This is a genomic window from Siphonobacter sp. BAB-5405 (assembly GCF_002872335.1).
GTDB lineage: Bacteria > Bacteroidota > Bacteroidia > Cytophagales > Spirosomataceae > Siphonobacter.
Window position 1 is genome coordinate 91,514 of sequence record NZ_NJAG01000002.1, and the last position, 26,954, is coordinate 118,467.

Sequence of the window (26,954 nt, forward strand, 5' to 3'; positions counted from 1 at the left end):
TGAAAACTCCCTTTTCCTGGGCGGAAACCGTCAATGTAGCAATCCAACACAGGAAAAAAAGAACGCTTTTGATTGTATTTTGAAAAAACATCTGAACCTCTCAACAGGCGGCCCCGGAGCCGCGAATGCTACCATAATTCATAAATTCAACTATCCGGAAGGGGGAAATACTAAAAAACCGCAGGCACGCGTGCCTGCGGTTGCTGGCGAAAACCAATGGGCTTACTTAACCCGTAATTTCTTACCAATGCTCAGGTTGCTATTCCGTAATCCATTCAGTCGTTTCAACTGGGATACGGAAACGCCTGAGCGGTGAGCAATGTCATACAGCGTATCACCTTTACGTACACGGTACCAGCGAATCTGACGGTGCTGTTTGGATTTCTCACCGGTGTTGTATTCGTACTGAACCCGATTTCCGCCGCCCCGCAGATAATCCCAGGCTTTGGAAGTCAGCAGGTAACGATCGGTTTTGATTACGTTTTCCGGAAATTTATAAACCTCCAACGGGTTAAAAGGATTCCCTTCATACCGTAATTCATAATGGAGGTGGGGTCCGGTACTTCGGCCCGTGCTCCCGCCTAACCCAATCTTTTCACCCGCTTTTACAAATTGTCCTGACTGAACTAACTGGGAGGACAAGTGACCATATAACGTTTCTAAACCGTTATAATGCCGAATAACAATATAGCGACCGTAACCACCGCCGTCAAAATTGACAACCCGTACCTGTCCATCAAAAGCGGCAAATACATCATCTCCGGTGTCCAGATCCAGATCGGCTCCGGTGTGCCAGCGTCCCCAGCGACGACCAAACTGCGAAGTCAGAATCCCTTTCGTTAGCGGTGCCGCCCAGAATTGCCCCTTGGCATCGTCATACAACTGAAGCTCAACGGGCTCGTCGAAATCAAGTGGGTTGATATTGTAGGGATCAATCGTGTTGGGATCCCAGATGGAGAAGTAGCGGTGAGTAGTCACCCAGACGCCCGCAGAATCATCGTAAACCTGATCTTCCGTTTCCGTAGGAATTTTCTCGGTCTTATCGTCGATCCGTGTGGTGTCCATGTTGCTGACCACCGGATTAACGGGCTTTTTAGGTTCGAGTTGTTCCGAAAAACGTAAGTTCGATGTGGTTTGCTGCGGAAGCTCAAACTCGTTACCGGTTTTCTTGCTATCCGTCTTGGGTTTGATGCTGGGAGCTTTTTTAAACAGTCCTTTTTCTCGTTGGGCAACGCTTTCTGTCGATGCAAAAACACAAATGCCACAAAAGAAAAGAGCGGTTACTAGTTTCATCATGTGTTTAGGTACGCCTAAAGGGAAGCCATCAGGGCGTCTCTGACGGCTTCGTATGTCGATCTCCAAAAAGAAGCGGAGCTTTTCAGGAGAGTTCTTGGCTCCGAAAGCCCCGCTAATGCTACCCAAAGGCAGCTGGAGTTACGTAAGATTAATTTTAAAGGGCTGCTGAACCTACCGCTACGGCCGTTTCAACTTCAGCCAGCCAGCGTTCAGCGTCCAGAGCGGCCATACAGCCCGTACCAGCGGCAGTAATGGCCTGGCGGTACACATTGTCCTGGGCATCGCCACAGGCAAATACACCCGCTACATTGGTACGGCTACTACCGGGAACGGTTTTGATGTAACCCGTAGTATCCATATCGATGAAATCTTTGAAAATATCGGTATTGGGTTTATGACCGATGGCTACGAAGAAGCCCGTCACGCATAAATCCTGTACTTCACCCGTTACAATGTTTTTCACACGGGCACCGGTAAGACCCGTTTCGTCACCTAACAATTCTTCGGTTTCGGTATTCCAGAGAATTTCGATGTTAGCAATAGTCTTTACCCGGTTCTGCATGATTTGCGAGGCCCGTAACTCATCCCGGCGAACCAGCAGGTACACTTTCTTGCATAATTTAGCCAGATAGCTTGCCTCTTCCACAGCGGTATCGCCACCGCCTACAACCACAACGTCCTGACCCCGGTAGAAGAAACCATCACATACGGCACAGGCCGATACCCCGCGACCATTGTAGATGTCTTCACCCGGCAGACCTAGCCATTTGGCCGAAGCTCCCGTGGAAATAATGACAGCATCGGCACAAATTTCGTGCGTATCGTCTATCCAGACTTTTTTACTGGCTGTATCCGAAAAATCTACCTTCGTGGCTAAACCATAGCGAATTTCCGTTCCAAAACGACGAGCCTGTTTTTCCAGGTCCTGCATCATTTCGGGGCCGGTTACACCTTCTGGGTAACCCGGAAAGTTATCCACTTCGGTCGTAGTCGTTAATTGACCACCCGGTTGAGCACCCGTATATAAAACTGGCTGAAGGCCTGCCCGTGAAGCGTAAATAGCGGCTGTGTAGCCAGCAGGGCCTGAACCAATGATTAAGCAATGAATATGTTCAGCTGACATAAAATGATGGGAGTAATACCTTAGTTGCAACTCGGTTGCTTTCACAAAAATTGCCAATTCGAGCCGGAAAGGCAAGATTTTTTTAAGACTTGCTGAAAATCAAGGTTGTCGGTTTTCAGGATTGGGCTCGCAGGGGTAACATATTTTCCCTGAAAAAAGGTTTTCCTGCTTCCAACAATCTTTCCGCTCCGGGCATTCTCTAGAGAATCTTAACTTCAATCCGCCGGTTCTGAGCCCGATTTTCCTCGCTGGTATTCGGCACTACGGGTCGGGTCTCTCCCAGCCCAACGGCCTTGACCCGGGTGGCCGTAATCCCGTGAGCGGCCAGATATTCCATCACAGAGCGGGCTCGCTTGAGGGAGAGTTCCAAATTGTTTTTGTCTTCGCCTACATCATCCGTGTGCCCGGAAATTTCGACGGATACGGACGGATTGTCTTTGAGTAATCGGACCAGTTTTCCCAGTTCTGCCTGCGATTTTTCCTGCAAATCCCAACGACCGGATTCGAAGAAAACATTTTTTAGTACTTCATGCTGATCCTTTCGGATACTTTCCAGAGCCATGTTCAGGACCTTGTCCGTACTTTTCCCCGAAAAATCGAAAGACAAACTTTTGTAGAGATACCCCGGACGATTGACAAAAACGGCGTATTCATTGCCATCCGTCAATACTACCGCATATTCGCCCGTTTTGGCATCGCTCCGTAGCAGGGCTTCGGTAGCATTGGTTTTCAGATTGATGACTTCCAGATTAGCCGCCAGCGGTTTTTGATTGGCAGCATCTACAATAGTACCCTTCAGTACATTGGCTCGTTTGAAACGGGAAGCCAATGCTTCCGGTACGTCCAGCTCCCAAAGTCGTGATTGATGGCGATCGGCCCGAATTCGTTCTTCCTGGGAATAATAGCCTTTGCGGCCATCGGCCGTGATGTACAGAGCGACCTGATCTTCGTGGGTATTAATGGGATAGCCTAAATTTTCGGGTTTCGAGAAACGCGTTCCGTCAAATTCGCTCAGCCACAGATCAAAACCACCCAGGCCCGTATACCCGTCGGAGGCAAAGAAGAGACTGCGGCCGTTGGCGTGCAGGAAAGGAGAAACCTCATCTTCGGTCGTATTGATAGCCGCCCCGGCGTTAACGCACGGTAACCAGCGACCCAGTGAATCCTTGCGACTCATCCAGATGTCGCGTTTGCCAATACCGCCCGGACGATCCGAGACGAAGAATAAGACCCGACCATCGGGTGAAAGCGTAGGTTGCGATTCCCAGGCTCCGGAATTGATTTCCGGTCCCAAGTTTTCGGGTTCACTCCACTCCTGCCCGTTTCGGTAGCTGATGTACAAATCACAGTTCCCAAATCCGTGGCGTAAGCGGCTTTGACACACCGTAAAAACCAGCGTACGCCCATCCGCAGAAATACTGGAAGTACCTTCGTTCTCCGTCGTATTGATGGCTCCGGGTAGAAGGCGGGGTTTCGTCCAGCCGGCCTCTTCCGTGTACACGGAGGTGTACAGGTTTTCGTCGCCGTTTTCCTGTTCAATGCCGGTAAAAAACAGCGTTTGCCGATCCGCCGTCAGGACGGGAAAATACTGCGACTCGAAACGGTTGACCGCATCGGGCAGGCGTTTGACCTGAACCGTCAACGGACGTTTGATGGCTTCTTCCGAAAACCGGCATACCTCCAGCATGCGGGTAGCCCGCTTCAACGCAATTTTCTGGGCGTTTGTCGGTTTCGTCAGGGCTTGCTGACCCGTAATGTACTTTTGAAGCAAGGGAGCAGCCTGCGTATACTGCCCCCGACGCAAATAATGACTGCCCAGCCAGAGATACGCCGGCTGTACTTCCGGCGATTCGGGTTTGAGCGTAATGGCTTTTTCGTACTGTACGGCCGCCTGATCCAGGTTTCGGTCGTATTCGGCTAGTTGAGCGAGCCGGAAGTACGCCTCCCCGTAGGATTCGTCGCGTTCCACAGCTCGCTGAAATTCTTTTCGGGCACCGGGTAAATCCCGGTTAGCCAGTGCTTTCTGTCCTTTTTCGTACGCGTCCTGAGCCCGCCGATCCTGGGCCTGAAGTTCCGGAGTCATCAGCCATAACCCCTGCAACAGGCCGAGCAAGAGACTTACTCGACGTAGCATGCGTTTCGTTTCCTGGGGAATACTGGTCCGGCTGGACTCCTGACTTCGATGGATGGCGTTCATGGATTACGGAATATTCATGTACTTATGCGTTTGTAACGAAACCCGCCACTTCGGATTGTCCTTGACGTAGTCAATGATTTGGGGCAGCATTACGTCACGTTTGCTCCATTCGGGTTGCAGCAGTAGCTGAGCATCCGTTTGGAGACGGGAAGCATGTTCCTCGGCAAATTCAAAATCCGATTTGTTATAGATAATTACTTTTAGCTCGTCAGCCCGCTCGTAAATATCGGAATGCGGTTCCTTGAATTTTTTCGGAGAAAAACAGATCCAGTCCCAGGAACCCGTCACGGCATACACGCCGGAGGTTTCGATATTGGTCTGGAATCCGGCGATTTGGAGAGCAGCGGTCAAGTCCGTCAAGTCATGCATGAGCGGTTCACCGCCGGTAATCACGGCCATCCGTCCGGGGTACTGAAGGGCACCCGCCACAATGGAGTCAATACCAAAGGAAGGATGCAGGCTGGCATCCCAACTTTCTTTCACATCACACCAGTGGCAACCCACTTCACAACCGCCCAGACGAATAAAATAAGCGGCTTTTCCCGCATGAAAGCCTTCGCCCTGCAGCGTGTAAAAGGATTCCATTACGGGTAGTGTCGTAGCAGGGGTAAGCACTTGGGGCATAGTCATCATTGATTCTTTTCACAAAGATACCGTAACGGCGGTTGTCTATCCTAAAGTTCAGTTTTCTTCAGGAAGATTGCATCTGTTTTCGATTCCAGAACAGGATAAACGAACTAATGAACACCAGCAAACCACCCACCAGCGTAAATAAACTGCGTTCAATGGCCACGGTAAACGAATGCGTGGTTTGCTGGCCAATCAGCAGGATGATATAAATCGTCAGGAAAATACAGGCGACCGGATAGTTGTGTTTAACGATCAACAGGAACGTAAACATGCATAGAATTAGTAAGGGCATGCCCAAGACGGGTTCGGGATGCAGCACCAGAATAAAACTCCCGATGATGCTTCCAATGAAGGTTCCCAGGATTCGTCCCCCCACCCGTTTCAGCGTATCGCTGTGATTGTCCTGCAAGACAATGACAATCGTTAGGGGAATCCAGTAGGCGTGAAAGGAACGCGTATAACTAATGAGCCAAACGCTCAGCACCAGCAGAAAGGATAATCGGAAGGTATACCGCCACAGATCCGGTTTCAGTGAAGCCACCGACAGATCCAGCTTATGCGTACGCTTGCGAGCCCGGCGACTACGCAGCCGCATCAGTGGCGATCGGGTTTCAAAGGCCGCAGGCCACACCCGCCACATCAGGGCCTGCAACAGAATCGCGAGTACCCCGCTGATCAACACGGCCGCTATGGCTATTTCGTCGGCTTTGACGGCTAGTGAAAAGAAGTACAGAGCCGCGGCGGGGGCATTGATGCTTCGCCAGTCGTCCGGGAAAAAATGCCGCCAGTAGCTCAGGGCCACCGACAGCAGAATAACCCCCAGCACGACATTCACCCAATGGTATGTACCAATGATCCCCCAGAGGGTTGTTCCCAAAAGAATCAGCAGCACGTAGCTCAAAATCTGTAAGCGTTCTTTATAGGTACCCTTCGGACGCACATTCATCAGACACTGCATCACCATGACGATGAATCCGGCAAAAGGACCGAAAAACGGAATCTGGGCGAGCATTAAACCCACAAATACGCCAAGGGTGGGCAGAGCCGCACTTTCGACGTCCTGATGGGTGATTTTTTTAAGAAGATTTTGTTTCGGTTGACTCGGGGTACTCATGGTTGATGGAATCAAGCAGGGTTCGCAGTGCTGACTTCCGGCAGAGGGCTCGTATGCGATTCTTTTTAGCCTTTATGAACCCAGCCCGCCAGACAATCAGAGGATACGCTGACTCTCTAATGAAATCATACCAATACCTTAGGTACGGAAAAATAGGGATTTCTGCGTAAACTTCCGTCCCCTTTAACAGAGGCATTCTCTTATTCAACGTTTTCTAATCCATCTATGCGTACCCTTCTTAGTTGCGGTTTATGGCTGTTCTGTCTAACGGTTCAGGCTCAGTCGTATCTCTTTGCTTACTTTACCGACAATGGTCAGGATGGCCTACACTGGGCCAGTAGTACCGATGGCCTGCACTGGAAATCGCTCCGTAACGGAGCCTCGTACCTGACGCCCGAAGTCGGAAAAGATAAACTCATGCGGGATCCCTGCGTCATTCAGGGGCCGGACCAAACCTTTCACATGGTCTGGACCTCCGGCTGGAATGACCAGATCATCGGTTATGCCTCCTCAAAAGATTTAAAAAACTGGTCCGCTCAACAGGCCATTCCGGTCATGACGCACGAACCTACGGCCAAGAACAGCTGGGCTCCAGAAGTATTCTACGACGATCAGGCCAAGCAGTTTATCATCTACTGGGCCACGACCATCCCCGGGCGGCATTCGGATGTGGCCGAGTCGGAACGGGAAAAGGGCCTCAACCACCGGATTTACTACGTCACTACCCGCGATTTCAAAACGTTCAGTGATACGAAGCTTTTCTTCAATCCGACCTTTAGCGTAATTGATGCCACGCTTTTAAAGAAAGGCAAGTGGTATTACATGTTCCTGAAAAACGAAAACCCGAAACCCGCCGAGAAGAATATCCGCATCACTAAATCGCGTAACGCCGCAGGGCCGTACCCGACCGAAGTTTCGGCTCCGATTACGGGAAAGTACTGGGCGGAAGGCCCGACGGCAGTACAAATTGGCGATTACGTGTACGTGTATTTCGACAAGTATACCGAACATAAGTACGGGGCCATTCGCTCCAAAGACATGGAACACTGGGAAGATGTATCCGATCAGGTGGAATTTCCCAAGGGAACCCGGCATGGTACAGTGTTGAAGGTTAGTTCTGCATTGGTGAAGTCTTTGGAATAACGAACAGAGCCATTATATAAAAAGCCCTCAACGTTACACGTTGAGGGCTTTTTTGTTACCTGTATGCTTTACATCAGTCGTTGATACCTAATCGCATGAAGATGGGAAACTCGATTTCCTGTACCTGATCGACGTCCCATAACGGACTAATCTGATCGATGAGTTCAGGAACCGGATCTTCGCCATTGGCTTCCTTGTACGCCTGTACACTCGACCAGGAGCTAAAGTAACCGGACAGTTCTTCTAAACTCCACTGTTTGATCATAGAGAAAACGGGTACCTGCACTTCCTGATACGGAAAAGGAATCTTCGTGTATTTTTCCTGAATATGATGCCGCTCGGGAGCCCAGTACGGTCCCACCACCGTCGTATAGAAATCAAGAATGAGGGGATCGATCTCCGGACTAATCTCCAATAATTCGTAGCCCCAGACGGCCAGTACGCCTCCGGGTTTAAGTACTCGTTTTACCTCCGAGTGAAAAGTTTCAAAATTGAACCAGTGGAGAGCCTGACCTACGGTAACCAGATCGAAGGACTGAGCGGGGAAGTTCGTCTCTTCCGCCCGGCTAACCTGGTAATGTACGCGTTGAGCGGGCTCGGCCTGAGCCAGTTGCTGTTCACTGATATCGGTAGCTTCGACGCGTTCAAAGTATTCAGCCAGAGCGACGGCTACCTGTCCGTTGCCCGTAGCACAATCCCAGGCGGCTTCCCGGCCCGGTACATACTTGAGAATAAATTCGTATAGTTCAGTAGGATACGTAGGACGGTATTTCGCGTAAGCATCCGATTGTTTGGAAAAGAGGTCTTTCATACGGATTGGTGGTTGGAATAAAACGGGGTGACGCGTTGGATCATCACCCCGTTCCTAAATACAATCAAAATTATTGAGCCTGAGCCACGGCAATCGCTACCATGTTAACGATCTCACGAACCGTACTTCCTAACTGTAGGACGTGTACGGGTTTCTTCAGACCCAGGAGTACGGGACCGATGTATTCGAGTTCGCCGACTTCTTTCAATAAGTTGTAAGCAATGTTCGCCGCCGAGAGGTTCGGGAAAATAAGCACGTTTGCTCCTTCTTCGGCTAAATCAGAGAAGGGATACTGTTGCTTCACCAATTCTGTATTAAAGGCCAGGTGAGCCTGCATTTCCCCTTCTACCACCCAGTCAGGATGTTTACCGCGTAGAATGGCCGTCGCCTGCCGCATTTTCTCAGCGTCTTCCCCATCAGCGGTACCGTAGTTGGAATACGTCAATAACGCGATGCGGGGCTTAATACCCAGACTTTCCACGGAGATCGCCGTTAGTTCAGCAATCTCTACCAGTTCAGTTACCGAAGGATTAAAGTTTACCGTCGTATCAGAAAGGAACAGAGGGCCCTTTTTGGTAAGCAGGATGTACATACCTGATACCTTCTTGATGCCTTCCTGCCGTCCAATCACCTGAAGAGCCGGGCGAACGGTATCCGGATAGTTCCGCGTCAAACCCGAAATCAGACAATCGGCCTTACCCGTTTCCACCATCATGGCTCCGAAATACGTCCGACGCAGCATGATCTGTTCGGCATCGGCGGGACTTACGCCCCGGCGTTTCCGTTTTTCGTAGTAGGCATTCGCAAATTCGCGAGCTAGTGGCTGTACGTCGTCAGCTTTCGGATCAATGATCTGTACACCTTCCAGCTCCAGTCGGTCTTCTTTGATCATTTTTTCGATCCGGGCCCGATTTCCTAACAGAATCGGTTCGCAAATGCCATCGTCGTAGACCTGCTGTACGGCTTTGAGTACCGTCTGACTTTCGGCATCGGCAAATACAACTTTCTTGGGATCCTTTTTGGCTTTGTTGACAATGGCCCGCGTCAACTGGTTGTCCTGACCGAGGCGTTTCGCCAGTACCTGTTCGTAAGCTTCCCAGTCTTCAATGGGTTGCGTCGCCAGTCCTGATTCCATCGCGGCTTTCGCCACGGCCGGAGCTACCGTCGTCAGCAAACGAGGGTCCATGGGCTTCGGAATGATGTACGTCCGGCCAAAGGTTAGATTCTTTTCGTTGTAAGCGATATTGACAATATCGGGGACGGGTTCTTTTGCCAGTTCGGCCAGAGCGTACGTAGCGGCCATTTTCATGGCTTCATTGATGCCCGTAGCCCGTACGTCGAGGGCACCCCGGAAAATGAAGGGGAAACCGAGTACGTTGTTCACCTGGTTGGGATAATCACTGCGTCCGGTGGCCATGATGATATCCGGACGAGCGGCGGTAGCGTCTTCGTAGCTGATTTCCGGTGTCGGGTTCGCCATCGCGAATACAATTGGATTGTCCGCCATGCTGCGTATCATGTCCTGCGAAAGCACGTTTGCCGCACTCAGTCCGATGAATACGTCGGCACCTTTAATGGCCTCAGCCATCGTGATATGCGTTGGAACGGCAAAATCCTTTTGCTTGCCAAACAGGTTGGTACGCTCCAGACAAATCACGCCGTCCTTGTCGAACATGGTGATGTTTTCTTTGCGGGCTCCCAGTTGTACGTACATCTGGGTACAGGAAATAGCCGCAGCTCCGGCTCCACTCACAATGAATTTGGCGTCCTGAATATTCTTCCCAACGATTTCCAGAGCATTCAGCAGAGCCGCACCAGAGATGATGGCCGTACCGTGCTGATCGTCGTGCATTACCGGAATTTTCAACTCCTTCCGCAACCGATCTTCGATTTCAAAACATTCCGGAGCCTTGATGTCCTCCAGGTTCACGCCTCCGAAGGTAGGTTCGAGAATTTTTACCGTCCGAACAAACTCATCGACGTCTTTGGTATTGAGTTCAATGTCGAAAACGTCAATGTCCGCGTAGATTTTGAATAGCAGACCTTTTCCTTCCATCACGGGTTTGCCGGCTTCCGGACCAATATCGCCCAGCCCCAGCACGGCCGTACCGTTGGAAATTACCGCCACCAGATTTCCCTTGGCGGTGTATTTATAAACATCTTCCGGATTTTCGGCAATGGCCAGACAGGGCTCGGCTACTCCCGGCGAATACGCCAGAGAAAGATCGCGTTGCGTGGCTGTTTCTTTCGTCGTAACTACTTCAATTTTTCCCGGACGACCCTTGGAGTGATAATCCAGAGCGTCCTGACGGCGAAGATTTTTTTTTCTCTTCCATTACTACGTTTGTTGTTGAATGAGCGTCTTCCGATTGCTTTATACAGACGCCTTAAACCGCTAAGGTACTAGATTTGTCCGCTGGGCGGTTTGAAATTTTTGCATTCTTTCTCCCCCCGTTCAATGCCTTAAAAAAGTGCATTTGGTGGTTTTAAGAATACAATTGGCCCGTAAAACACTGTACCGACACAGGCCAAAACAACCTTTGGAATTTCAGCGGAATGACTTTTCAAAAATTTGGCCGTGCGTATTCAGGCAGGCTACCCGACTTTGCACCCGGAAATCAAAGAAGGCTTTCCCGAACCGAGAAAGCCTTTCCCATAAAAGCCATGAAAAAGTAAAAAGCATAAAAAATGTGGGACGGTGCCCACATTTTGAAAATTCAGTAACTAGCGTTGTTCCATGGGAACGAAATCACGCAGGGTAGCTCCCGTGTAAATCTGCCGGGGACGACCGATGGGTTCTTTCATCGCCCGCATTTCTTTCCACTGAGCAATCCAGCCCGGCAGACGGCCAATGGCGAACATCACCGTAAACATATTGGTCGGGATACCGAGGGCCCGGTAGATGATTCCGGAATAGAAATCGACGTTCGGGTACAGCTTGCGAGCTACGAAGTATTCGTCGTTCAGAGCGGCCTCTTCGAGTCCTTTGGCGATTTCCAGTACGGGATCATTCACGCCCAGTTTCGTCAGCACGTCGTCGGCTGCTTTCTTGATGATCTTGGCCCGGGGGTCGAAGTTTTTGTACACCCGGTGGCCGAAACCAAACAGACGGAAGCCCGTCGTCTTGGCATTCTTTGCCATGTCGATATACTTGCTTACATCGCCACCGTCGGCCTTGATGGCTTCCAGCATTTCGATTACTTCCTGGTTCGCACCACCGTGCAGGGGTCCCCACAGGGCACTGATGCCAGCAGAGATCGACGAGTACAGGTTCGCCTGCGAAGAACCTACCAGACGTACCGTTGACGTTGAGCAGTTTTGTTCGTGATCCGCGTGCAGAATCAGTAATGTATTTAACGCCGAAGCAACCACGGGATCTACCTCGTATTTCTCAACAGGCAGCGAGAACATCATGTTCAGGAAGTTCGAGCAGTAGTCGAGATCGTTTTTGGGGTAGTTCACCGGGTGTCCCTGAGCTTTCTTATAGCTCCAGGAAGCGATGGTCGGCAACTTGGCCAGCAAACGAATGATGTGACGATCGTCTTTTCCTTTTTCGTCGTATGAATCCGGATAGAACGCACTCAGGGCACTTACCAGCGATGACAACGTAGCCATCGGGTGAGCGTTTACGGGGAAATTATCGAAAATGGCCCGTACGCCTTCGTTTACAATCGTGTGGCGACGGATGGAGTCTTCAAACTCAGCGTATTGCTCCTGGGTGGGTAACTCCCCGTAAATAAGCAAATAAGCGACCTCGAGAAAAGTCGCTTTCGCCGCTAAATCTTCAATACTGTATCCACGATAATTCAGAATACCTTTTTCACCGTCCAGAAAAGTAATCGCACTTTTGGTTGCTCCGGTATTTTTGTACCCGGAATCCAGCGTGACGAAACCCGTTTCATCGCGGAGTTTACTAATATCTACGGCTTTTTCAGCCTCAGTTCCAACGACAATGGGAAGTTGAACCTTCTTACCTTCTACGGAGAGTTCTGCAAAATCAGACATAAAGCAAAAATTTGTTTGGCAACGGCCAGTATGAGGAGAGGCAACGTTTTGATGACAGCGAAAATACACAAAAACCCTTCACCCGGCACAAAAATAAATTTGAATGCGGGAAAAAAGCCGCCTTCATTCCCCAAAAAAACTTGCTAATTTGCTATATTGTTTTGTACAAAACCTTTATTCGTTTGACTATCAATGCCTTTAAGTCCTTATTCTTTTACCGTAACCGAACGTTTTTTGCGTTACGTACAGATCGACACCCAGTCTGATCCGCATTCCGAGACTTACCCTTCGACCGAAAAGCAAAAAGACTTGAGTCGCGTACTGGTGCAGGAATTGCAGCAGATGGGTGTTACGGAGGTCGAACTCGACGCTTATGGCTATGTGTACGCGACGCTGCCCGCCACCACCGCCAAAACGGGCGTTCCCGTGATTTGCTTCTGCTCGCACGTGGATACCTCACCCGATTGTTCAGGGGCGAACGTGAAGCCTATCGTTCATACCCGCTACGACGGTTCGGATCTGGTACTACCCGACGATCCTGCCCAGATCATCCGCATGAGCGATCATCCCGACCTGAAAGACCAGATCGGAAACGACCTCATCACGGCTTCCGGAACCACGCTGCTCGGAGCGGACAATAAGGCCGGTGTGGCTGAAATCATGGATGCGGTGCATTACCTGATTTCCCATCCCGAACTCGAACACGGAACGATAAAAATCCTTTTTACGCCCGACGAAGAAATCGGTCGGGGTACGGCCAAGGTGGACCTGGAAAAACTGGGTGCGGATTTCGGCTATACCATCGACGGCGAAACGCTGGGCTCGCTGGAAGACGAAACCTTCTCGGCCGACGCCGTGCATATTCGCATTCAGGGCGTAAGTCAGCACCCCGGCTTTGCCAAAGGCCGTATGGAAAGTGCCATTAAAATCGCCTCGGAGCTGATAGCCCGCTTACCCAAGGATCGCCTCTCTCCGGAAACGACCGAAGACAAAGAGGGTTTCGTACACCCTACCTATCTGCACGGTACCGTGGAGGAAGCCGAAGTAGAACTCATTATTCGGGATTTTGCCGAAGCGGGTCTGCACGAAAAGGAAGCCTTTCTGAAACAACTGACCGAGGAAGTACTGGCTCAGTACCCGAATTCAACGGCGGCTATCCAGGTGGTTGAACAGTACCGCAATATGAAAGAGGTACTCGATCAATATCCACAGGTAGCTCAGTACGCGGTGGAAGCCATCGAACGCAGCGGTATTGCCGCCCGGCAAATGAGCATCCGGGGAGGTACGGACGGCTCGCGGCTTTCCTTTATGGGACTGCCCTGCCCCAACATTTTCGCAGGCGAACACGCGTTTCACTCTCGTCACGAATGGGTGTCCCGGCAGGATATGGAGAAAGCCGTGGAAGTTATCGTTAACCTTGCTCAGATCTGGGCAGAGAAAGCCTAAGTGCCCCGCCCCCTTCTCTGGTTTCTGGAGAAGGGGGTTGCTTAACAATCAATCCCGATTCTTTTTGCTTGCATCCTTTTTTTGAATTCGGTAGTCTTGTATTCCCAATCCCCTTTTCTAGTCATGAAACAAGTTTCCCTTTTCTTCCCCCTGTTGCTGCTGTTAGCGGCCTGTGAATCGAAAAAACCGGAGCAACAATCGGCCGCTGGAGCTGATACCCTTGCGTACACCATCAAGGGCGATTCCGTTCGCAGTCAGCTTTGTGTACGCCCCGACTCGCTGTGTGCCCGTGCTCAGTTCACCTACCCGGTTTTTGAAGGCAATCAGGTCCTGACGGATTCGCTTCTCCGACACGCGGTAGCGGCCTCGGGCTACCTCGACAATCCCGATGCTACGGCCGCTCAGGCGAAGGCTTCCCCTACGCAGGTCGTTCAGGATTTCGTCAAAGATTTCGATACGTTCATTGCCGATCAGCGGAAACGCTTCCCCAATGAGCCCGTCATGGGCAGTGCCTGGGAAACGGATATCCGGACGCAGGTTCTCCACCAAACGCCCCAGTTTATCGCTGCGGCTACGCTCACGTACAACTACTCGGGCGGTGCTCACCCCAACACGAATCTGGTCTACGTAAACCTGACTCCCAAAGGACATCAACTAACCTTGAACGAATTATTTAAGCCCGGTTATGAGAAGACCTTAGCGGCCACGGCGGAGAAATTATTCCGTACACAGGAAGGCCTGAAAGCAGGTGATCCGTACGGTGAAAAATACTTTTTTGAAAACAATGCCTTTGCCCTGAACGATAATTTCAGTATTCGTCCGGAAGGCTTATTGTTTCGCTACAACCCGTACGAAATTAAAGCCTACGCCGAAGGGCCCACGGAGCTATTGATTCCGTATGCCGAATTGAAATCCATTATCAATACTGACGGTGTTTTAAAGTCCTTCGTTAAGTAAGGATTAGGTTTATAGAATCGGATCGATCAGGGTATTCCCACCGGGATAAAAGCCTTAATCGATCCAATTCTTTTTTTCTTCCACCCACTGCCGGGCCTGTAGTAACTGTTCTTCAAAAGAGCCCGTTAGCCAATGAATGCGTAAGCCATCGCGTTCCATTTTCCGAAAGAAGGTCATTTGCCGTTTAGCATATTGGTGAATCGCTACATTGAGTCGTTCGACCATGGTTTCATAGGCCCAGACGCCGGACAAGTATTCCGTAATGAATTTATATTCCAGACCGTAGTAGATTAACTGGTCTGCCGCGATTCCCTGATCCAGTAAGCCCTGTACTTCTTCAATCATGCCGTTTTGCAAACGCTCGTGTAAGCGTTTGGTAATTCGCTCCCGCCGAATTTCAACCGGCGGATTTAGACCCAGTACCAGCGGATTCAACGCGGGTTTTTCTATGGAAATAGCGAAGGGAAATTGCTGCAGGTACGTCGCAATTTCAATGGCTCGCAGGGTACGTTTACGCGTCGACAAATCAGCTACGGCGTGATACGGCGAATCGAGTTGCTGAAAGTGTTCACGCAGGGCTTCATCGCTTTTCGTACTTAACTGCTCTCGCAATTCCGGATCATTGGGAATGGCAGTAAACGCGTGGTTTTTCAGAACCGCTTCCAGATACAACCCCGTACCTCCGCATAAGATGGGTCGTTTATTACGGCTCTGCATTTCATCATATACGACTTTAAAATCCTTCTGAAATGCGTACAGATTATACACCTTACCGGCCTCAATAATATCAATCAGATGATAGGGAATCGTGCCGTACTCAGACAGATCTTTTCCCGTTCCAATGTCCATAGTTCGGTATACCTGCCTTGAATCAACGCTAATAATTTCTCCTTCAAATTCCGTGGCTAAGGCTACGGCCAATCTGGTTTTACCAGAGGCCGTAGGGCCTAGCACTACAATTGGTGTATGCATACAAACCATTCCATGCGTCGAAACGACGGCTAGAGTTTTTTGATGTATTTGTAATTTCCCGTATTAAAAATCGAACGCCAGTGACTGGGTTTTTCGTCTTTGACTCGGTGCGGATAGTGGCGTAGAAACGTGTCAGGATCGAGCCAGAGTTCCTGCGGCGGCGTGGTACTGACGCGTTCAAATCCCAGTCGTTCGTAGCTTTTCCCCGTCGACCAGTCACGGTCCGCGTAGGTCATTAGATCCTGCATGGGATGTTCCACTAAAAAGGCTTTCAGTAGTTTATCCAGCCCCCCCACTACCGTATGATTTCGCACATTGGCAAAGCGAATTAACTCGCCCGAATAATAGTCATCACCCCGACTTGGCATGGGCCGTACGGGACCAAATCCGGCTACGGCTACACAACCGTTAACAATCGTAGGGTCGTTCAAGAACGATTCATTCTGATGCATTTCCTTCAAAAATAAGCCGTATCGAAACGCACATTTCACTGGAATTTGCAAATGATTCTGGGATAAAAATTCCTGAAAAAAAGCGGGTGTTAAGGGCTGAATAAGCGTCAGTCGGGCGGGAATGCGTTGTGAAATACCGACTAATGATTTCAGGCGACTTTCAACCAGGGTTCGTTGCGTCACCCACACGTCTTCCCAGAGCTGAACCAACTGCCAGCCGCGGGTTTCGTACCGTTCAGAATCTTGTAAAAGTACAATTGGATCTGCTTCCGTCCGTAAGGCTACGGCTAGTCGGCGGGTTTGATTTTCATAGATCACTTCATCAACTTTCTGCCAGTTCTCCTGGGGCATTGTCTCTTGCAGAAAGTTTTGAAAGCTTTCTAAAACCTACGATTCATGGTCACGTTGCTTCGCTTTAATAGATACACAAAAGGGCAGAGCCTGGCTCTACCCTTTCGTTAGCTGGATGATCAGACCGATCAGCGGCCTACCAGAATTTTATTCGTTACTTCCTGGTCGATGGTTATGTAACCGGGATAGTTCACCTGCTTGTTACCCAAGGACAGCGTAGGTTTGATTCGAATGGTTAGTTTACTGGGCTGGCTTGACTTGTTACCCGCCAGGTTCTGCACGAACTGAATGAACGAGTCCCGCGTCTTGGCGTCTGACAATAACTGAAAAGCATTAGCCGATACGTGAATGGGAATCGTCGTACGACCGCCCGGAGCTACCGCAATCCGCTGGTTGATATAACCCGTGGCCAGTTCCTGCCCAGTCAACAGAACTTTGTACTCAAGCTGATTGATACCCGCCAGTTTTCCCGAAGGATTCCGAATATCCAGATTGACCCGAGCATCCAGGGGTACATTCTGGCGAAGCAATGCCGCACTTAATTGCGGGTATTTTAAGGGGTTTAAAGCTTCAAAGCTTTTCAGCTCGCGGACCGGAATGCCGGCCAGGAAAATGCTGTCGGCAGAAACGATGTCGTATCGGCAATTCCCCAGGGCTTTGGCCTCGGCAATTTGCTTGTTAACGCCGCAATGACTTAAACTTACGGCCGCCGCCAGAAGCGAGCACCATAGAATAACCTTTTTCATGGAAGTAGATAACGCTGTTCGTGTGGGACAAAAGTAAACGAAAAAGCGATACCTTGGAGGATACCGCTTTTTGTATATACAATATATATTGTATTAAAAAATAATTTACTATTACGCTTCAGTCGCAGCTTGTTCGTTCACGTACTCTTCGGCAATAACGGTCAGCTTTTTATCGGTCTCTCCCTCTTCATTGAGAGTCGTCTGGAGCAGATCCGCTACTTCAGGGTAACCTAATTTTTCGGCCAGCGTACGCAGACTGCCGTAGCTCGCAATTTCGTAGTGCTCTACTTTCTGAGCTGCCATGATCAGGCCACAATCACGAACCATCGTACCTTTTTCAGTTTCTTCGGTAATGGTTTCGCTTTCCTTGATGAGCCCTTCCATGGCTTCACATTTCTTGGCTACTGCTTTTACCTCGATCATGGAAAATACTTTCTCCAGCCGTTCCACGTGTACTTCGGTTTCTTGTTTGTGGGTTTCAAAGGCCGTTTTCAAATCAGAAGACGTGGCTGCTTTCGCAAGTTTGGTTAAGGCTTTCGCCAGGTGCTTTTCGGCCCAGTAAATATCTTTTAAGCCATCAACGAAAAGTTCTTTTAAAGCAGGAGAATCTTGTTCAGAAACCGAGGCTACATTGTTTTTTTTCGTGGTTTTCATGACAATCATAGGTTTGTTTGACAGCTCGTAGGCAAAGAAAATCGTACCTGTAGAGAAGTGTCTATGGATGGGGATTTCTTTGCAACGGTCCTCTATACGTCATAAATAAGATTGGAGATCACTATTCATCTTCTCATCTTCAATTGGCGTATTATTAGTATTAAATCTAATATTTTAGTTTTATTAGTTTAAATACTAATAATTTTCATTAATAAGCTTATTATCTTATATTTGAGGGAAAATAACGATCAATGAAGATAGCTGCTGTATTATCAGGTGAGGTGATTGATTCTACAACCTTGAAAATTCCCGAACGTAAAAAGCTTCAGAAAAACCTGGAGGATCTCTTTCATCGCCTGGGTGGAAAGAATCCATTAAACTTAAAGTTACCCTTTGAAGTCTTTCGTGGCGATCGCTTTCTGGGGATTGTCGATACCCCCGCCGAGTCCTTACGCGTAGCCCTGTTGATTCGGGCGTATCTGAAGAGTGACTTCTACTCGGGCCAATCACTCGATGCCCGCATTTCCATAGGTATGGGTACCATCACCTACCGCTCCCCGAACGTTGGCGAATCCGACGGTGAGGCTTTCCAGGCTTCGGAGCAACTTATAACGGGTATGAAAAAACATCCCAATCGCGTGGAAGTAAAATCGCCCTGGAAGGCTTTCGACGACGAGTTGAATACCGGTCTGGTACTGCTTGAAACCATCGTCAGCCGCTGGACAGGACCACAGGCTGACATTATGTATTTAAAGTTACTAGGGCATACGGAAGTCACTATATCAGGTATGCTGGGCATTACACAGTCTGCGGTCAATCAACGCTCCACTGCTGCCTGCTGGAATGCCGTCGATCGGTTTACCAAACGCTTCCATCAAGTCACCTTACATTATTCAAAATAATTTATATACTACAAGTTTTATACATTTACTTACTATGCAATAATTGTATTATATCATAATTATTAAATACACAATAATTAATAACTGCCTTGTCAGATTAAGCCATCCCAGCAGAAGAATTTGGGAATGACATGCAGAGCTAGTGACATTAAACTGGAGAGGCGGCAGCTAAGCAGCTTCCTGTATGATTGTGACTGGTGCAGAATTGGAAACCTGCACCAGTCGGTCTCTACAACCGGCCCCCTTTCCTAAGCGAGTACTCACCCCTGAGTAGCATCCTAGCTCCGTATAAAAGCTGAGGGGATACAAGGCAAGCAAAAGCGATTTTCCCGCACAGCCGAAAGCTTCTTAACCGGTACCAATCGGCGACGAGGTTTCGATCTGCCTTCCTCATTTAAAACAGAACTATGGAACAGGCTCCTTAGAAACTACACTCTAGTAAACACGTTTGGAACTTCCACTCGTCGCCCTTTTCTGTTCAGTCGAGCACCCCAACGCCGAAGGAATCCGATAGAGATTGACCCTGCCTCCGCTATGCAGCAACACCCGGATGTCTCTTCCATGGAAGCTAGTCAAACTATCGCCGAACTCCGCTACTCTTTTAGAAAGTGTACTCAGACACGATGACGCTTTAGATCCGGCTCGACCAGACTAAGACGCGATACCTTTTTCATACCTCCCACGAACCACTGAATCTCAAGACCCAAACCTCAATCAAACCATGTCGCTGAGATTTCGATAGAGCGTTTCTATCCGGGATTTGGTCCGTATAAACGATTCTCGCGGTATTCTCATTTTATAACTTTCCCTTGCCTATCTATAACAAAAGACATAAAGGTTTATCATCGGATTTAATGTAAGCCTTTATTGCCTCACGAATACCCTTGTTTGAAGAACTTAGTCTAACTATTGTACAGCTAATCTTTGTTTTGTCCAATTTCAGGATCAGTGATACAGATTACTTTTCCAGCCTTTTCATCGACCGATACGCTCCTACCCCAGGCTTTCCAGTGAATTTTTACCCTTGTTACGTAACCCTATTTTTCAAACTAATTAGTCAGGGTAAACCTGCAACTCTACGACGGTGCATCCGTCCTTTTTTTTCCAGCAATAAAAAAAATTACCGCAATTCCGAAAATTTCGGAATTACTCCTTAAATTTCGGAATCAAACTTTTAAATCATTTTCAAACCCTTACTTTTTTGCTATGAATACATTACAGCGAATTTCTCCGATATTAGTAGTAGCTGGTATCCTACTGATGAGTGCATGCAGTAAGCGTTCGGACATTGCTCCGATCAGTGCCGGTAAGGAAATCCGGTTAAACGGTGACAGTCGTATATCAGCGAATGCCACCAATCGGATCCAGTTGACTGGAAAGAATACACCATTAATTATTGTGGATGGGAAAGAGTGGACCGCGGAACAATTGGAAAAAAAGATATCTCCAGACGATATCACTTCTATTGAAGTTTTCAAATCCGGTAAAGAGCCTATTCAATTACTCGAAAAATTAGGAAAGACAAAGGCAGAGAATGGAATCTTAATCGTTCGTACGAAGGCTGGGAAAAAAGCAGAACTTCCCACCGCTTTGTATCTGGTTGATGGAAAAGAAATGGATCAGCAATCCGTTGAAAAGATCAGTCCCGATAAAATTGAAAGCATCAATGTTTTGAAAGACGCCAAGGGTGTAGAAAAGTACGGGGAAAAAGCGAAGAACGGCGTGATTATGATTACCCTTAAAAAGTAACTTTCCAGTCAAAGAAAAACCGCATGGATCGCCTACGATTCATGCGGTTTTTTTGTGGATTTAAATCGGTATACATACGGAGCTTTGTGAGCCCCTCCCGTATATTTTTTTTCAATACGCTCCAGTATTTCCAGACTCAGGATCTTGCGTTGAAAATTGGTACGAATCAGTTCCTTTCCTAAAATGGTTTCGTAAACCCGCTGTAATTCAGCAATTGTAAAATTTTCCGGTAATAGATTGAAAGCGATAGGTTTATATTCGAGCATAATACGTAAAGTATCTAAAGCTTTCTGTATCATCTGATGATGGTCCATCATCAGTAAAGGTAGCTGATTGATGTCGTACCAATCGCAGCTATCCGATAATTCATCGGGTGTTGCCTTCACTAGTGAAAAATCAACCAGAGCGTAATAGCCTACTGAAATAAATCGCTTCTGTAGCCACTCTGCCGAACTGAGTTGATTCACTTCAGCCAGTTTTTGCTGCATCTCTATTTCACCTCGATTGCGTTGGCCGAAGGTGTAAAATTGTTCGAGGTACAATTCGGTTAGTCCCGTACGCTCCTGCAAAACACGCTGGGCTGCTTCGTCCAAAGCTTCTTCCTGCCCAACAAAACCTCCGGGCAGTGCGTAGTACTCCATACTCCGAACCCGTAGTAATAAGACTTTCAACTGATGAGCGTGAAAACCAAAAACGACGCAATCGATGGATACTTGAGGAATACAGTTTTCGCCAAACTTCATGGTGCTTCCAATACCAACTTTATTTTCTACAATTTTTCCAAGAATACATTAAAATAATTGGAAACAAAAATCGCAACCTGCATTATTGTATCGAATTGATACAATAGTTTGATACGGGTCAATCTTTGCTTCATTATTGATTAAAAGTAGATCGAAAAAGAGCTAATTTTCTATTCCGAAACTACTTATCTATTCATTTTCAATAGCGATTAACGTCCGATCGCAAGTCTAGTATTTGTTAACTCTAAACAGCATTTTAACTGACAAAATCTATGAAACGAATCCGTACGTATAGACGGGTTACACTGGTTGCCCAACTCGCTCTGGCAGCGGGCCTGGCTTCGTTTATTTCCAGGGACACGCACGTTCAGGACAAACCCGACGAAAGCCGGTTCACCCCCGTAACCGTCGTGGAAGATCTGGATGAACCCATGACGTTTGAAGTCATGAAAGATGGAACCGTTTTCATTATTGAACGGAAAGGTGGACTGAAACGCTACAACCCTAAAACTAAATCGGTAGATCTACTCGCGACGATTCCGGTTAACACCAAGTACACCAGTAAGGAAGGGAAAGTTACCGAAGCCGAAGAAGGACTGATGGGCATGACCGTGGATCCTAACTTCGCTCAAAACCACTGGATCTATCTGTACTACGCCCACCCCACTGAGCACAAACACCTGCTGACTCGCTGGAAAGTGGGCGAAGATGACTTGCAGGAAAACTCCGAAAAAGTACTGCTCGAAGTACCGACGCAACGGGAAGTATGCTGCCACACGGGTGGAGGTATGACCTGGGACAAAGCGGGTAACCTCTTCCTTACCGTCGGTAATAATACCGGAAACCAGAAAGCGGCTCAAACCGATGAACGCCCCGGTCGCAGTAGTTGGGACGATCAGGGACACGCCGGAAATACGAATGACCTCCGTGGAAAAATTCTTCGCATTCACCCGGAAGCGAACGGCACGTATACCATTCCTGCCGGAAACTTGTTTCCCAAAGGTACCGCCCAAACCCGTCCGGAAATTTATTCGATGGGCCACCGCAACCCCTGGCGAATTTCGGTGGATAGCAAAACGGGTTACGTGTACTGGGGAGAGGTAGGTCCGGATGCTACGGAGGACTCGGAAATTGGCCCACGCGGTTATGACGAACTAAACCAGGCTCGTAAGCCCGGTAACTTTGGCTGGCCCTGGTTTGTCGGGAACGATCAGGCATTCCCGGTTTACGATTATGAAAACAATAAACCGCTGGCGAAGAAAGACCCGCAACGGCTGGTGAACAATTCGCCGAATAATACGGGTTTGAAAGAATTACCTGCCGTAGCTCCGAACTTCATTTACTATCCCTACGGCGTTTCGGAAACCTTCCCACTCGTGGGTACGGGTTCGCGAAGTGCTACTGGTGGACCGGTCTATCATCAATCCGACTTCAAGGGAGCGAAACGTCCCTGGCCCGCGTATTACGAAGGCAAGTGGATTGTTACTGATTTTTCCCGGGGTTGGATTATGGCCATCACCATGAATGAACAGGGTGATTATCAGTCGATGGAACGGGTACTACCCAGCTACCATCCGGTTGAACCGATTGATATGAAGTTTGGTCCCGAGGGTGATATGTACGTGCTGGAGTATGGGAGCAACTGGTTTCGCAAAAGTGACAACGCCCGGCTGGTCCGCATCGAGTATAACAGTGGAAACCGCAAACCTATCGTGCAGGCATCGGCCAGTACCAAAGGAGGAACCGTTCCGCTGAAGCTAACGCTCTCGGCTGATGGTACCAAAGACTATGACGGTGACGCTCTGAAATATCAATGGAAGGTAAGTTCGGCGGGCGGTACACCCAAGGTATTTACCACCGCGAATCCATCCCTCACGCTTGACAAAGCGGGTGTGTACACGGCAACCCTTACCGTGACGGATGCCAAGGGAGCGTCGAATAGTCAGTCGGTGAAAATTACGGCTGGCAATGAACCTCCGGCAGTCGCCATCAATCTCATGGGTAACAAAACTTTCTTCTTCCCGAATCAGCCGATTCAGTATGAAGTAAACGTGGCGGACAAGGAAGATGGAAGTCTGGCAGACGGGAAAATCACTCCGGCCCGGGTAGCTCTAAGTATGGACTATACGTCAGAAGGATTTGATTACGCGGAAGTCATTCAGGGTCAACGGAGTGTAGATGCTTCGACCCAGTACGCCGTTGCTCAAACGCTGATCAGTCAGAGTGATTGTAAAGTCTGTCATCAGGTAAGTACGAAATCAGTAGGTCCGAGCTTTACGGATATTGCCAACAAGTACAAAGGTGATGAAAAAGAGAAAGACCGCCTGGTACAGAAAATTCGGAACGGTGGTGTTGGCGTTTGGGGTGAGGTAGCCATGCCCGGTCACCCGGCGATGTCGGTAGCGGACGCGAATGTGATTGTCAATTACATTCTCAATGTCACGACCAAAACCTACAGCACCCTACCGACCAAAGGCAAGTACACCCCGGAAATTCCGAAGGATGATAACGGCCGGGGTTCCGTGCTGGTTCGCGTAGCGTATACTGATCGTGGTAATACAATCAATGCAAAGACCATCCCGATGCTGACGTCCGAACAACTCATCGTGCTGCACAGTCCGCAAATGTATGCCTCCGAAGCGGCCGTGGTACAGGGTGCTGACCTGAAAGTACGCGGCATGGGCAAGGGTACTAACGTAATCCCCTATGCCAACGCACTCATTGGTTTCAAGAACATTGACCTGACGGGCGTGAAACAATTGGAAATGGGTGCGACTGTTCAGGATCGTGAAGGAAATGTGGGTGGTACCATTGAAGTGCACCTGGATTCACCAACCGGACCCCTGCTGGGTGAAACCAAAGTAACGCTGGCCCCCCCCGTGGATGTAGAAAAAGTGATGGCCCAACTCGAATCCGGTGATACGACGAAGACCGGCAGTAAGGTTCCTGCCAAACGGGATCCCTTCTACCGCCCCCCCGTTCGCGTGAAACTGAAAAGTACGGAAGGTCAACACGATTTGTACTTTGTTTTCAAGAATGATACAGCCAAACCTATCCAACCCCTGATGACGGTTTCGACCATCAAGTTTATGGATTAGGATCCTTTTTATACTAACAAAAAATCCCGGCTTGTCACCGGGATTTTTTGTTAGATGCCCTTCCATTCCCATCTCCTTTTATCGATTGCTCTTTCATTTCTTTTCTTTGACCTGAACTTTTCCGTCAGTAATTTAGTAGATTACATTCTGGCATTTTCTTATCCAGGCCATTCTTTCTAGTATTGAGATTCTTTTATCTATGACCCAAATTTCCTGCGGCATTGACTTTGGTACGTCCAACTCCAGCATTGCCCTAGCCCACGCGGGTGCGATCCACCTGGTTCCCGTTGAAAATGAATCAGTTACCATTCCGAGTGCTTTATTCTACCGCCGCAATGACCGTCATACGTATTATGGTCGCAAAGCCGTTCAATTATTTCTGGATCGGGAAGAAGGCCGTTTTATGCGAAGCCTCAAGCGGGTGCTGGGTACGTCCATCATGAAGCAGGGTACGTTTGTGAATGGTACTTTGATGAATTTTAGCACCATCATCGCTACTTTTTTACAACAACTGAAAGACAAAGCCGAAGCAAATGCGGGTCAGTCCATTGAGCATGTAGTACTCGGGCGACCCGTTCATTTCATTGATAATGATCCCGCGGGCGATGCTCAGGCCCAGCGAGAATTATATGCCATCGCCGAACGCATTGGTTTCAAACATATTGAATTTCAGTACGAACCCATCGCCGCCGCCTTTGCTCACGAAGTGAATTTGACAGAAGAGAAGTTGGCCCTGGTAGTGGATTTGGGGGGTGGTACCTCTGATTTTACGGTCATTCGGCTGTCTCCGGAAAACCGTACGAAAGCCGATCGCACCTCGGATATTCTGGCCAATACGGGCGTACGGGTGGGGGGCAATGACTTCGATAAAGATCTGAGTCTAAGCGAGATTATGCCCGAACTGGGATACAAAACCACGTTTGGAGAGAAGAAACTCGATGTACCCCTCAAACCCTTTCACGATCTGGCGGAATGGAGTAAGGTAAACTTTTTGTATACGCCGAAAATGCTCATGCAAACCCGGCAAATTCTGGGGCAATCCCAGGATCCCAGGCGTTACCAGCGGTTACTGAAAGTACTCGAACAGGAATCGGGGCACACCTTACTGGCTGCGGCCGAGCAGGCGAAGATTGCTCTGACGTCTTCGATTGAGCACGAAATGCCTTTTGATTTTCTGGAAAAGGATTTCAGTATTCCTATTCAGCGGTCTCAGTTTGAAACGGCCATTACGGAAGAAATAGAGAAGATTTCCCGAGCGGCAACGGCCTGTCTTCAGGCAGCGGGCGTTTCGGCCGAAGCGATTGATCTGGTTATTCTGACGGGTGGTTCAACGGAAGTTCCGCTGATTCAATCGGAATTTCGTCGTCTTTTTCCGAAAGCTTCACTAGCGGATGAAAACAAGCTTTCGAGCGTAGGTCTGGGACTGGCGTATGACAGTCGGTATAAATTTTCAGGTCTGTAAATCAGCTGATTACTTATTGGTACTGCGGATCAGGCAAGGACACGATGTTCCACCAGTACCGCCGGAATTCCTTGAAATAATCAACCCACTGCTGGATCAGCGTGGGTTTTATTATGTACGAACTACTGCCCGTTTCGTAACAGCGGCTAATGTCCGTTGCATCACTGGAGTGGCTCAGTACAATGGTTGGAATATGGTGAAAGGAAGAGTTTTTCGACTTGATCGCCTGAAGTAGATTCAAACCTTCCTGCGAACTGGGCAGATACAAATCCAGCAAAATGACTTTAGGCAAAATGTGAAGTTTGGACTTACAATCATTGAGATACGTCATGGTTTTTGCAGCATCCGACATCCAAATGACTTCTACTTCCGGCAATTGCTGTTTCAACACTGACTCAATTACATACCAATGATCCGCGTTATCTTCAACAACCAATAGTTTAGCCTTCTTAAAATTACGCGGGGTTGTATCTGTATTCATAGGTGGTGGAATAAACGCATATCAATAGAGCACTAGCAAAGATACTGGTTATTTTTTAAACTCTTTCGGTACATAAACTTGATTATTCAAGGATTATTTCTGGGGTTAAACAACCCGTAACCCTCGCATTTTGTCACCGCTATGGGCAGCAAAAGAATTCAATACATTAGTCAAACGTTTATTCCTACTCTTTTTGAATACAGCCCGTTATCCTGATTCAGTCCACATAAAAAGAAATCCTGCTCGCATCTACAAGCAGGATTTCAGGAGTTGTTACTTCAGTTACTAATGACTTTTTCAAGTCATTCATCGTATTTATTAAAAATGTAGTACCAAAAGCAAAAGCTCCCGTTGTCCGTCGACAAACGGGAGCAGAGTAGCTACTCGATCTCTAAACACATTCCGCCAAACGTGAAAGAGATTTGAGTATATAACGGCCTGACTAACTGATTGTTTTTCAATTCTCAAAGCAAGTACCTATCATACCGCATTTATAGGCATATACGTAAGTAAAAAACCCCATTTTTGACACGTATATTTATTATAAAAAGGATATTTTTTGTAAAAAAAATGATCGAATCCTTAATTTAGAATTTACTTGTACGCTACCGCTGCGACGCTT

21 protein-coding genes are annotated in these 26,954 nt (G+C 48.4%); 7 read left to right on the plus strand and 14 right to left on the minus strand.

Features of this window, described 5'->3' with window-relative positions; translation table 11 throughout:
• Positions 1-222: 222 nt before the first annotated feature.
• The 5 genes from BWI97_RS01470 to BWI97_RS01490 all read right to left on the minus strand — a co-directional run bounded on the left by BWI97_RS01470 (position 223) and on the right by BWI97_RS01490 (position 6,360).
• Positions 223-1,296, minus strand: a complete 1,074-nt coding sequence (locus tag BWI97_RS01470) for a peptidoglycan DD-metalloendopeptidase family protein (RefSeq protein ID WP_102199772.1) — start codon at positions 1,294-1,296, stop codon at positions 223-225.
• Between the two features lie 154 nt (positions 1,297-1,450).
• The gene (gene trxB, locus BWI97_RS01475; protein ID WP_094810344.1) at positions 1,451-2,419 is read right to left on the minus strand and encodes a thioredoxin-disulfide reductase; all 969 of its coding nucleotides are present in this window, start codon (positions 2,417-2,419) and stop codon (positions 1,451-1,453) included.
• Between the two features lie 199 nt (positions 2,420-2,618).
• A complete protein-coding gene (locus BWI97_RS01480; RefSeq protein ID WP_233207720.1) occupies positions 2,619-4,616 on the minus strand; it encodes an OmpA family protein in 1,998 nt (665 codons plus the stop codon).
• A gap of 3 nt (positions 4,617-4,619) precedes the next feature.
• Positions 4,620-5,240: a 7-carboxy-7-deazaguanine synthase QueE gene (locus tag BWI97_RS01485; RefSeq protein ID WP_233207721.1), complete on the minus strand. Its 621-nt coding sequence runs from the start codon at positions 5,238-5,240 to the stop codon at positions 4,620-4,622.
• 67 nt (positions 5,241-5,307) lie between these two features.
• Positions 5,308-6,360: an FUSC family protein gene (locus BWI97_RS01490; RefSeq protein WP_102199773.1), complete on the minus strand. Its 1,053-nt coding sequence runs from the start codon at positions 6,358-6,360 to the stop codon at positions 5,308-5,310.
• Between the two features lie 225 nt (positions 6,361-6,585).
• Here BWI97_RS01490 and BWI97_RS01495 point away from each other — a divergent pair, with 225 nt between their 5' ends.
• On the plus strand, positions 6,586-7,503 hold the full coding sequence (locus BWI97_RS01495; RefSeq protein WP_102199774.1) for a glycoside hydrolase family 43 protein: 918 nt from the start codon (positions 6,586-6,588) through the stop codon (positions 7,501-7,503).
• A 73-nt stretch (positions 7,504-7,576) separates the two neighbouring features.
• On the opposite strand, the gene BWI97_RS01500 is transcribed toward BWI97_RS01495, so the two are convergent.
• The 3 genes from BWI97_RS01500 to BWI97_RS01510 all read right to left on the minus strand — a co-directional run bounded on the left by BWI97_RS01500 (position 7,577) and on the right by BWI97_RS01510 (position 12,319).
• Complete coding sequence (locus BWI97_RS01500; RefSeq protein WP_102199775.1) at positions 7,577-8,314, minus strand: class I SAM-dependent methyltransferase; 738 nt, start codon at positions 8,312-8,314, stop codon at positions 7,577-7,579.
• Positions 8,315-8,384: 70 nt separating this feature from the next.
• Positions 8,385-10,613, minus strand: coding sequence for an NADP-dependent malic enzyme (locus BWI97_RS01505; protein WP_102199776.1), 2,229 nt, complete (start codon positions 10,611-10,613; stop codon positions 8,385-8,387).
• Between the two features lie 425 nt (positions 10,614-11,038).
• Positions 11,039-12,319, minus strand: a complete 1,281-nt coding sequence (locus BWI97_RS01510) for a citrate synthase (RefSeq protein ID WP_102199777.1) — start codon at positions 12,317-12,319, stop codon at positions 11,039-11,041.
• A 192-nt stretch (positions 12,320-12,511) separates the two neighbouring features.
• Between BWI97_RS01510 and pepT the strand changes: the two genes are divergently transcribed.
• Together pepT and BWI97_RS01520 are read left to right on the plus strand one after the other, a co-directional pair.
• A complete protein-coding gene (gene pepT / locus BWI97_RS01515; protein ID WP_102199778.1) occupies positions 12,512-13,765 on the plus strand; it encodes a peptidase T in 1,254 nt (417 codons plus the stop codon).
• Between the two features lie 123 nt (positions 13,766-13,888).
• A complete protein-coding gene (locus tag BWI97_RS01520; protein ID WP_102199779.1) occupies positions 13,889-14,722 on the plus strand; it encodes a DUF3298 and DUF4163 domain-containing protein in 834 nt (277 codons plus the stop codon).
• Between the two features lie 54 nt (positions 14,723-14,776).
• Here BWI97_RS01520 and miaA read toward each other — a convergent pair whose 3' ends face one another.
• The 4 genes from miaA to BWI97_RS01540 all read right to left on the minus strand — a co-directional run bounded on the left by miaA (position 14,777) and on the right by BWI97_RS01540 (position 17,897).
• Complete coding sequence (gene miaA, locus BWI97_RS01525) at positions 14,777-15,694, minus strand: tRNA (adenosine(37)-N6)-dimethylallyltransferase MiaA (RefSeq protein ID WP_102199780.1); 918 nt, start codon at positions 15,692-15,694, stop codon at positions 14,777-14,779.
• Between the two features lie 29 nt (positions 15,695-15,723).
• Complete coding sequence (locus tag BWI97_RS01530) at positions 15,724-16,497, minus strand: hypothetical protein (protein WP_102199781.1); 774 nt, start codon at positions 16,495-16,497, stop codon at positions 15,724-15,726.
• A 128-nt stretch (positions 16,498-16,625) separates the two neighbouring features.
• The gene (locus tag BWI97_RS01535) at positions 16,626-17,243 is read right to left on the minus strand and encodes an LEA type 2 family protein (RefSeq protein ID WP_094810323.1); all 618 of its coding nucleotides are present in this window, start codon (positions 17,241-17,243) and stop codon (positions 16,626-16,628) included.
• A 111-nt stretch (positions 17,244-17,354) separates the two neighbouring features.
• On the minus strand, positions 17,355-17,897 hold the full coding sequence (locus BWI97_RS01540; protein ID WP_094810426.1) for a ferritin-like domain-containing protein: 543 nt from the start codon (positions 17,895-17,897) through the stop codon (positions 17,355-17,357).
• 299 nt (positions 17,898-18,196) lie between these two features.
• Here BWI97_RS01540 and BWI97_RS01545 point away from each other — a divergent pair, with 299 nt between their 5' ends.
• Entirely contained in the window at positions 18,197-18,799 is a 603-nt protein-coding gene (locus tag BWI97_RS01545; protein WP_146010837.1) for a hypothetical protein, read from the plus strand.
• 1,206 nt (positions 18,800-20,005) lie between these two features.
• Positions 20,006-20,548: a TonB-dependent receptor plug domain-containing protein gene (locus BWI97_RS01550; RefSeq protein ID WP_146010838.1), complete on the plus strand. Its 543-nt coding sequence runs from the start codon at positions 20,006-20,008 to the stop codon at positions 20,546-20,548.
• Between the two features lie 32 nt (positions 20,549-20,580).
• Here the strand turns inward: BWI97_RS01550 and BWI97_RS01555 are convergent, their stop codons facing one another.
• Entirely contained in the window at positions 20,581-21,291 is a 711-nt protein-coding gene (locus BWI97_RS01555; RefSeq protein WP_102199783.1) for an NUDIX domain-containing protein, read from the minus strand.
• A gap of 272 nt (positions 21,292-21,563) precedes the next feature.
• Between BWI97_RS01555 and BWI97_RS01560 the strand changes: the two genes are divergently transcribed.
• On the plus strand, positions 21,564-24,389 hold the full coding sequence (locus BWI97_RS01560; RefSeq protein WP_102199784.1) for a PQQ-dependent sugar dehydrogenase: 2,826 nt from the start codon (positions 21,564-21,566) through the stop codon (positions 24,387-24,389).
• Between the two features lie 199 nt (positions 24,390-24,588).
• Positions 24,589-25,851 (plus strand): Hsp70 family protein, encoded by a 1,263-nt coding sequence (locus BWI97_RS01565; RefSeq protein WP_102199785.1) that lies wholly within the window; start codon positions 24,589-24,591, stop codon positions 25,849-25,851.
• A gap of 13 nt (positions 25,852-25,864) precedes the next feature.
• On the opposite strand, the gene BWI97_RS01570 is transcribed toward BWI97_RS01565, so the two are convergent.
• Positions 25,865-26,332, minus strand: coding sequence for a response regulator (locus tag BWI97_RS01570; protein WP_094810315.1), 468 nt, complete (start codon positions 26,330-26,332; stop codon positions 25,865-25,867).
• Positions 26,333-26,954 lie beyond the last annotated feature (622 nt).